The organism is Rhodococcus sp. 14C212 (assembly GCF_011058195.1).
GTDB classification, from domain to species: Bacteria; Actinomycetota; Actinomycetes; order Mycobacteriales; family Mycobacteriaceae; genus Rhodococcus; species Rhodococcus aetherivorans.
Genome location: NZ_JAALEH010000146.1, coordinates 1 through 9,061, shown reverse-complemented (window position 1 = coordinate 9,061; position 9,061 = coordinate 1). Strand labels below are relative to the sequence as shown.

The 9,061-nt window shown below is 69.3% G+C and carries 9 protein-coding genes and 1 pseudogene; all 10 read right to left on the bottom strand.

The window, feature by feature from the left end; all coding sequences use genetic code 11:
• The coding region (locus tag G6038_RS29385; protein WP_165042278.1) for a UPF0182 family protein at positions 1–2,753 on the bottom strand (2,753 nt) is incomplete at its 3' end.
• A 141-nt stretch (positions 2,754–2,894) separates the two neighbouring features.
• Complete coding sequence (gene nhaA / locus G6038_RS29380; RefSeq protein WP_346772950.1) at positions 2,895–4,121, bottom strand: Na+/H+ antiporter NhaA; 1,227 nt, start codon at positions 4,119–4,121, stop codon at positions 2,895–2,897.
• A gap of 195 nt (positions 4,122–4,316) precedes the next feature.
• Complete coding sequence (locus G6038_RS29375) at positions 4,317–4,760, bottom strand: hypothetical protein (RefSeq protein ID WP_346772949.1); 444 nt, start codon at positions 4,758–4,760, stop codon at positions 4,317–4,319.
• Between the two features lie 112 nt (positions 4,761–4,872).
• Positions 4,873–5,742 (bottom strand): bifunctional DNA-formamidopyrimidine glycosylase/DNA-(apurinic or apyrimidinic site) lyase, encoded by an 870-nt coding sequence (gene mutM, locus G6038_RS29370; protein WP_165042274.1) that lies wholly within the window; start codon positions 5,740–5,742, stop codon positions 4,873–4,875.
• 6 nt (positions 5,743–5,748) lie between these two features.
• Positions 5,749–6,504, bottom strand: a complete 756-nt coding sequence (rnc, locus tag G6038_RS29365; RefSeq protein WP_165042272.1) for a ribonuclease III — start codon at positions 6,502–6,504, stop codon at positions 5,749–5,751.
• 20 nt (positions 6,505–6,524) lie between these two features.
• A complete protein-coding gene (gene rpmF, locus G6038_RS29360; RefSeq protein ID WP_003939052.1) occupies positions 6,525–6,707 on the bottom strand; it encodes a 50S ribosomal protein L32 in 183 nt (60 codons plus the stop codon).
• A gap of 2 nt (positions 6,708–6,709) precedes the next feature.
• A complete protein-coding gene (locus G6038_RS29355) occupies positions 6,710–7,324 on the bottom strand; it encodes a DUF177 domain-containing protein (RefSeq protein WP_338109686.1) in 615 nt (204 codons plus the stop codon).
• Between the two features lie 124 nt (positions 7,325–7,448).
• Positions 7,449–8,210, bottom strand: coding sequence for a DivIVA domain-containing protein (locus G6038_RS29350; protein WP_165042270.1), 762 nt, complete (start codon positions 8,208–8,210; stop codon positions 7,449–7,451).
• 215 nt (positions 8,211–8,425) lie between these two features.
• Positions 8,426–8,920 (bottom strand): pantetheine-phosphate adenylyltransferase, encoded by a 495-nt coding sequence (coaD, locus tag G6038_RS29345; protein ID WP_006938042.1) that lies wholly within the window; start codon positions 8,918–8,920, stop codon positions 8,426–8,428.
• Positions 8,917–9,061 (bottom strand): annotated as a pseudogene (locus tag G6038_RS31710) (16S rRNA (guanine(966)-N(2))-methyltransferase RsmD); the annotation flags it as partial. The gene coaD and the pseudogene G6038_RS31710, both read right to left, overlap by 4 nt.

The following is a 9,061-nucleotide window of genomic DNA, read 5'->3' as shown; positions in this document are numbered from 1 at the left end:
GGGCCGGGTGCGGTCGCCACCCGGCCCGTCCCCGCACCGAAGACCTGGTCGAGGGCCTCGGCGAGGGTGGGGGCGTATCCGACGCGGACGCCACCGGCGCTGGGCTCGCGGTAGCTGACCAGCACCCGCGACAGTTGCGGGAAGGTCGAACCGTCGGCGGTGCTGGTGAGACGCTCGGTGAACAGGGGCTCGACGTAGAGCACCCCGCCGTCCGCGATCGGCAGCGTCAGCAGGTTGCCGTAGTGGATCCGGTTCGACCGCTCGAGCAGGGTGCGTTCGGACGCCACCCGGGTGTCGGAGATCATCGAATTCTGGGTCTGCTGCGGACCCTGGGTCTGCGTGTCGGTCGGCAGCTGCAGCACCTCCATCCGGCCGTAGTCGTCCGGGTCGGACTTCACCGAGATGTAGGCGGAGAGGAACTCGCGGTTGAACCCGACCATCGCACTGGCGAGACGGAACGACGGTGCCGCGCTCTCGCGGTCGCCGACCAGCACGTAGTACGGCGGCTGCGACCCCACGGTCTCGGAGGTCGGATCGCTGGGGACGGACCAGAACGCGTTGTTGGTGAAGAATTCCCGCGGGTCGTCGACGTGGTACTTGGAGAGCCGGTCCCGTTGAAGACCGAAGAGGTCCTCCGGGTAACGGAAGTGCGAGCGCAGTTCCGGGGTGATCGACTCCGGCGGTTGGACGGCTCCGGGAAAGGCACTCATCCATGCCGCGAGAACCGGGTCGTTCGTGTCCACCTGGTAGAGGGTGACGGTGCCGTCGTAGGCGTCCACGGTGGCCTTGACCGAGTTCCTGATGTAGGAGACGGACTCACCCGGAAGCAGCCGACCGGTATCGCTGAGGCTTGCGCCGGGCAGCGCGCCGGCTTGGGCGTACGGGTAGTGCGCCAGGGTGGTGTACCCGTCGACGATCCAGACGATCCGTCCGTCCACGACCGCCGGGTACGGATTGCCGTCGGTGCGGAGCCACGGCGCGATCCGTTCCACGCGGGTCTTCGGATCACGATCGAAGATGATCTTCGAGTCCGCCGCGATGGCGCCGGAGAACAGAATGTTGCGCTCGCCGTACCGGAGCGCGAACGCCAGCCGGTTGATCCAGCTTCCGATCGGCACTCCCCCGCTGCCGGTGTAGGTGTACTGCGAGGTATCGGTGTCGTACTCGCGCGGCGCCGCACCGGTGGACCCGCCGACGATCGCGTAGTCCGGATCCGACGCGGCGATCAGCTCGCCGAAGTAGATGCGCGGCTGCTCGACCGGGATCAGTTGCCGACCGGAGCCCTGGGAGGCGATGTCACTGACGGTGTAGATGGGGTATCCGCTGTCGCTGCCGCTTCCGGCCGCGGCCGCATCGCGGACGGCGGCGTTGACCCGGTTCGCCGGCGCCGCCACGAAGCCGTTGCCGTGGGTGTAGACGGTGTGCCGGTTGATCCATTGGGTCTGATTGCCGCTCAGGCTCTCCGGAGACAGTTCCCGGGCGGCGACGATGTAGTCGCCGACCTCGCCGTCGATGGTGTACCGGTCGATGTCCAGTTGCGGAGTGAAACCGTAGAAGTTCTTCAGCTGCTGTTGCTGGGTGAAGGTCCTGGAGAGCACGTTCGGGTCGAGCAGCCGGGCGTTGGCGATCGTGGTGACGTCGGCCGGGATCTCGCGTGGCGGCCGGGTTCCGACCCCGGGATAGTCCCGGTACTCGACGCGATCGGTCTCGATCCCGTACGCCTGCCTGGTCGCGGCGATGTTGCGCTCGATGTACGGGCTCTCGCGATCGGCCGCGTTCGGGCGCACCGAGAACTGCTCCGTGAGGGCCGGGAAGATCCCCCCGACGACGATCGACGACAGGACCAGCAGCGCGGTTGCCATCAACGGCACCCGCAGGTCGTCCAGCAGAATCGAGGCGAAGAACGCTGCCGCGCAGAGCACGGCGATCGCCACGAGGATCAGGCGCGCCGGCAGCACCGCGTTGATGTCGGTGTATCCGGCCCCGGTGAACGTCGGTTCCTTCCGGCCGCTCCACAGCAGCTGGTAGCGGTCGAACCAGTACGCGACCGCCTTGAGCGCGACGAAACTTCCGGCGAGCACGGCGATCTGGATCCGGGCGGCGCGCGTCGTCGCACCCGCCGCGCCGGTGGTGCCGCGACGGTCCCCGGCGCCGGTCGCGAACGGCAGCCGTAGTCCACCGAAAAGGTAGTGGGTGACCGTGCAGAGCACGAGTGCCAGGAACAGCGCGAGGAACGCCCACGTGAGCAGGAGCCGGTAGAACGGCAGGTCGAAGACGTAGAATCCGACGTCGTGCCCGAACTCCGCGTCGGCGCTTCCGAATGCTCCGCCGTGGAGGAACAGCTGCACTCTGGCCCACTGGCTCTGTGCGCTCAGGCCGAAGAACAGTCCCAGCAGCAGCGGGATGCCGATCGCGTACAGTTTCGGGCGCCGCAGCACCATGATCCGGTATCGCTCGATGGGGTCGTCGGGGCCGGTGGCGAACAGGGGTCGCGATCGGTACGCCCACACCGTCGCTCCGAAGAGCAGCCCCGTCACCACCAACGTCACCACGGCGAACAGCACCAGCCGGGTCACGAGGACGGTGCCCCACACGTCTCGGTAGCCGACCTCTCCGAACCAGAGCCAGTCGGTGTACACCGCCACCAGGCGAGGTCCGGCGACGAGCAGAGCGAAGAGGACCAGAAACGCGACGAGCGCCCGATACGCCCGGCGGGGTAGCACGCGTGCGGGTTCGGACGGATGCACGTCCACCTCCGATCACCCGCGTACACCGCGGTGGCCGGGGGCGGCGCCGGATCCGGTGCCGCCGCGATGTCCGTCCGTCCATTCTAGGCGGGGGCGATCACCTCGCCCAGGAAATCGCCGACCCGTGCCACGCGACCCGGCGGAGCCTCAGCGCTGGTAGACGTCCGGGATGCCGTCGTGATCCGCGTCGACGGTCTCGAGTTCCGCGATCCTGCGGTAGGCCCGGTTCCGGGAGCGGAGCACCACCGAGGCGGCCAGCGCCGCGGTGAGGGAGCCGACGAGGACGGCGACCTTGATGTGGTCGGCGGCGACGGTGCCGGCGCCGTAGGCGAGATCTCCGATCAGCAGGGAGACGGTGAAGCCGATACCGCCGAGCAGCGCGACACCGAGCACGTCCAGCCAGCTCAGCCCCTCGTCCAGGTGGGCGCGGGTGAATCGGGCCATCAGGTAGGTGACGCCGAAGATCCCGACGACCTTGCCGAGCACGAGGCCCGCGACGACACCGACCGAGATCGGATCGCGGAGCGCCTCACCCAGGCCGTCGAGGCCACCGATCGTCACGCCGGCGGCGAAGAACGCGAAGATCGGGACGGCCACCCCGGCCGACAGCGGCCGGAGCCGATGTTCGAACTGCTCGGCCATGGCCTCCGTGCCGGTGCGTGTCCGGCGGGCGACGGGCACGGTGAACCCGAGCAGGACGCCGGCCACGGTGGCGTGGACGCCGGATTCGTGGACGAGGAACCATGTGAGCGCCGCCAGCGGCACCAGGAGCCACCAGAACCGGATGCCGCGCTGCACCGCGAGCCCGAAGGCGAGCAGCGGCAGCAGCGCCAATCCCAGGTACACGAGGTCGAGGTCGTCGGTGTAGAACACCGCGATCACGGTGACGGCGAGCAGGTCGTCGACGACGGCGAGCGTGAGCAGGAAGGTACGCAGGGCGGCCGGGAGATGTGTCCCGATGACGGCCAGGATGGCCACGGCGAAGGCGATGTCGGTGGCGGTGGGCACGGCCCATCCGGACAGGGCGTCCGCTCCACCGCGCAGATTCACCGCGACGAACACCGCGGCAGGGACCGCCATGCCGCCCACCGCTGCGGTGATCGGCACGGCGGCGCGGCGCAGATCCCGTAGGTCGCCGGCGACGAACTCACGTTTGAGCTCCAGGCCGACGACGAAGAAGAAGATGGCCAGCAGACCGTCGGCCGCCCACGTCCCGAGCGACAGGTCCAGGTGCAGCGCGGACGGTCCCACCGTCGTGTCGCGAAGGCTGTGGTAGGCGTCGGACCACGGTGTGTTGGCCCAGACCAGGGCCGCGAGCGCGCCGATGAGCAGCAGGACGCCGCCGACCGTCTCCTTGCGGAGAATCTCGGTCACCCGTTTGGATTCCTCCCACGATCCACGTGAGAGCAACGGCAGGCGGGAGAAGGGTGTCGTCATCTGTCGTCCTCGGATGTCGGGCAGCAATCATCGTCTGCCGACCAGACTTCCCGGCGCACCGGTTCCACCGTATCCCACCCGGCGCGCGGATCCGAGCCGAGGCGGCCGGGCGGCTCCGTCAGGGGTGACGGATCAGGGTGACGGATAGGTACTGATCGAGACGAGCGTCCCGTCACCGCCCGAGGACACCGAGATGGAGGCGCCCTCCCCCGGCTTCCTGATCGTGAGACTCGTGCTGTAGGGCGTGACGCTCTCGGAGACCGTCTGCCAGCCCTCCCGGTCCACGAAGTCGAGGTAGAAGGTGCTGACCTGCTCGATCGGGTCGGACGTCGTCAGGACGGTCGAGCCGATCCCCCGGCTGACGAGCGTCGACGGCTGATAGGCCGGGATGCCACCCGTCGTCTCGGTGCCCTGCGACTCGGTACCCGTGGGCTCGGACTCGGCCGTGCCGGTCGGCCGGGTCGTTTCCCGGGCTGCCTCGGTGGTCGTCTGCGCCGACTCGCTCGGGTACGAGTCGTCGGTGCCGCATCCGACGACCGCGAGTGCCACTACCAGCGCCGCCGTGGCAGCCGGCACGGCTCTCCTCGATGTTCGCATGTGCGTCCTCCTCCGCCGTTCCCACTGTGCACGGTCGGCAGCGATCGCGGGGCGGATTCACCGCGTCGACGGACGCGGAGGACGGCGGAACTCAGACTCGCCGCGCGCTCCGGGGCGGCGGCTGGCACCGGGGGCAGCTGAACGACGAGCGGTTCATGAATTTCTCGCGCCGCACCGGCGTCCCGCACCGTGGGCACGGCAGGTTCTCCTGGCCGTAGACGCTCAGCGACCGGTCGAAGTATCCGGACTCGCCGTTGACGTTGACGTAGAGGGCGTCGAACGAGGTACCACCCTGGGCGAGCGCCTCGCCCATCACGTCGCGGGCCGCGTCGAGCAGCCGTCGCAGGGTCGGCCCCCCGAGCCGGTCGGCCGCGCGGTTGCCGTGCACACCGGCCCGCCACAGCGATTCGTCGGCGTAGATGTTGCCGATGCCGGACACGACGGTCTGGTCGAGGAGGACGCGCTTGATCTCGGTGTGCTTGCCGCGCAACACCTTCACCACGGCGGCCGCGTCGAACGCCGGATCCATGGGGTCGCGGGCGATGTGCGCGACGGGCTCCGGCAGGACGGCACCGTCGACCTCGACGAGCGGGGCGAGGGCCCAGCCTCCGAAGGTGCGCTGGTCCACGAACCGCAGGTCGGCGCCGTTGTCGAGAACGGCGCGGATGCGCAGGTGTTTCTCGTCCGGCACCGCGGGCGGCTGGACCAGCATCTGCCCGCTCATCCCGAGATGCACGACCAGCGCGACGTCTGCGGGCTCGAGGACGAGCCACAGGTACTTGCCGCGGCGTTGGACGGCAGCCACGGTCTGTCCGGTCAGCCGCAGCGCGAGATCCCGCGGGCCGGGTTCGTGACGGCGTACCGCACGCGGGTGCAGCACCTGGACGGACTCGATGGTGGCGCCACGGACGTGCGCGTCCAGGCCGCGGCGGACGACCTCGACCTCGGGCAGTTCGGGCACGTCGGGTCAGTTCTGGTCGGCGCCGGCGGGGGTGGCATCGGTGTCGGACAGGCTCTGCCAGGCCGAGGCGGCGGCCTTCTGCTCGGCTTCCTTCTTCGTCCGTCCCACGCCGACACCGCGGGCGTCGCCCGCGACGATCACGGTCGCGGTGAACTCCTTGTCGTGGTCCGGGCCGGTGGCGGTGATCTCGTACGCCGGCACGCCGACGCCTCGCTCCGCGGTCAGCTCCTGCAGGCTCGTCTTCCAGTCGAGACCGGCGCCGAGGCGCGGACCCCGCTCGAGGAGTTCGGCGAACAGACGCAGCACGACGGTGCGTGCGACGTCGATGCCGTGCTGCAGGTGGACGGCGCCGAGCAGCGACTCCATGCCGTCCGCGAGAATGCTGGGCTTGTCGCGGCCACCGGTGAGTTCCTCACCTTTGCCGAGCAGCAGGTGCGGGCCGAGACCGCCGTCACCGAGGGACCGCGCGACCTCGGCGAGGGCGTGCATGTTCACCACCGAAGCCCGGATCTTCGCGAGTTCACCCTCGGACTTGTCCGGATGCGACAGGTACAGCTTCTCGGTGACGGTGAGGCCGAGGACGGCGTCGCCGAGGAACTCGAGACGCTCGTTGGTCGGCAGGCCGCCGTTCTCGTACGCGTAGGAGCGGTGCGTGAGCGCAAGCGTCAGCAGCTCCGGATCCACATCGACACCGAGGGCGGCGAGAAGGGACGCGTGTTCCCCTTCGCCGCCCTCGGATGCGGTGGTCGAATCGCTCGTCACGATGTCTCAGAATTCGAGAACTAGACGGCGGCGGTCACCTGACGGCCGTTGTAGGTGCCGCAGGACGGGCACGCCACGTGCGGCAGCTTCTTCTCGCCGCAGCCGCGGTTCGGGCAGGTGACGAGCGTCGGCGCAGTGGTGTTCCACTGGCTCCGCCGCGACCGGGTGTTCGAACGCGACATTCTGCGCTTGGGGACGGCCACGTCTACTTCTCCTCGTTGTTCTTGCTGTCGGATGCACTGCTGGGTTCTTCGGAGCCTGCGCCGAAAGCGGCTGCCAACCCAGCCCAGCGAGGATCCATTCTCTCATGCCCGTGCCCGGATTCCGCAATCGCCAGGCGAATGCCGCATTCGGGGCACAGTCCCGCGCAGTCGTCACTACACAACGGCCGCAGCGGAAGCTCCAGCCCGACGGTGTCGACGATGACCGGCTCGAGGTCGATCGTGTCGTCCACCAGGCGGTAGACCTCGTCCTCGTCGGTGGTCTGCTCCGTCACGCTGTCCGGGTAGGCGAACAGCTCCGTCAGGTACAGCTCCACCGAGTCCTCGAAGGGCTCGAGGCAGCGCGAGCACTCGCCGACTGTATCGGCACGCACGGTCCCGGTGACGAGGACCCCCTCGGACACCGCTTCCAGCCGGAGATCGAGCTCCACATCCGTGCCTTCCTCGATCGCGATCGCGTCGAGTCCGATCCGCAACGGCGCAGGTACCACCGTGTGGACCGTGCGCATGGAGCCCGGACGGCGTCCGAGCGAGAGTACGTCCAGCACGAGACCCGAATCCCGGTCGGGATGCTGGGAGCTGTGACGGCGGGCAGACACGGGAATGCTTCTTCCTCTTTCCAGGTGACGGACGTCGCCCACACGGGGCGACTGGGCAACCACTCCACGATACGCGACGGACCCGGACGGGACGAAATCGCCCGGCGTGAGGGTGCCGGATGCGTCAGCGCCGCCGCTCGGACCGGCGTTCGGCGTCCGTGTAGTCGGGCACACCGGCGCCCGTCCGCAACTGCTGCCGGCCGCGACCGACCGACCGCAAGGTCGTGCCGAGCACGTCCTCGAACTCGGCGAGCTTGGAATCGACGTACTCGTCGCATTCCGACCGCAGCCGATCCGACTCGGCGTGGGCGGCATCGATGACGCGCGCCGATTCGGCGTGGGCGGCCTGCACGACCTCCGTCTGCGACACCAGACGGGCCTGCTCGGCCTCGCCGTCGGCGACCGACCGCTCGTACGAGGCCTTGCCCGACTCGATCATGCGGTCGGCCTCCGCCTGCGCGCGGGCCGTCACGGACTCGTATTGCTCCTTGGCGTCGGCGATCGTGTCGTCGGCCTCGGCCTGGGCGTCGCGCAGCAGATCGTCGGCGTGGGCACGGGCCTCCTGCACCATCCGGTCCGCCTGCGCCTTCGCGTCGGCGAGCATGCGGTCCGCGTCGGCGCGGGCGTTGTCGAGGGTCTCGCGGGCCTCCGCGTCGGCGTCCGCGACGGTCTTGTCGGCCTGGGTCCGCGCGTCGCCGATGAGCTTGTCCCGATGGTCCAGGACGTCCTGCGCGTCGTCCAGTTCCGCAGGCAACGCATCGCGGACGTCGTCGAGCAGGTCCAGTACGTCGCCGCGCGGGACCACGCAACTCGCGGTCATCGGGACACTGCGTGCTTCCTCGACGATCGCGACCAGCTCGTCGAGTGCCTCGAATACCCGATACACGCCCAACCCCAATCGTCGTCCCGGCGCGGCCGGTGCGACCGCCGCCGGATGCAAGTCTGCCGCAGGTGCCGCCGGAGTCGCGCATCGCGGACCCGGTGTGTCGGCAATCGAACGGGCGGGTCAGCCTCGGCCGCTGGGCCGGATCAGCGCTTCGCCGCTGGGCCGGATCAGCGCTTCGCCGCTGGGCCGGATCAGCGCTTCGCCGCCGGGCCGGATCAGCGCTTCGCCGCTGTGCGCTCCGCGATCCGCGCGAGCAGCCGCTTGTGCACCGTCGCCGGCAGCATGTCGGCGACGTCGCCGCCGTAGGTGGCGACCTCCTTGACGAGAGAGCTCGACAGGTAGCTGTAAGCCGGGTTGGTCGCGACGAACAGGGTGTCGACGCCGGTGAGCTTGTGGTTCATCTGCGCCATCTGCAGCTCGTAGTCGAAGTCGTTGGCGCCGCGCAGGCCCTTGACGATGGCCGTGATCCCGTGGGCGCGTGCGTAGTCCACCAGCAGGCCCTGCCAGGAGTCGACGCGCACGTTGCCCAGGTGGGCGGTGGCTTCGGTGAGCATCTCGATGCGCTCGGGAACCGAGAACATTCCCTGCTTGTTGGGGTTGATCACGACGGTCACCGTCACTTCGTCGAACTGCACGGCAGTCCGAGAGATGACGTCGAGGTGGCCGTTGGTCACGGGATCGAACGAACCGGGGCAGACCGCACTGCTCATGAGTCCGAACCGTAGCAGGTGGCGATCTCGATACGGGTCTCGCCGTACTTGCGAACGCGGTCCGGTTCCAGGGCCTGCGGCCACACCGTCTCCGGCGAGCGGGAGGAGCGTTCGAGCACCACCACCGAACCCTCCCCCACC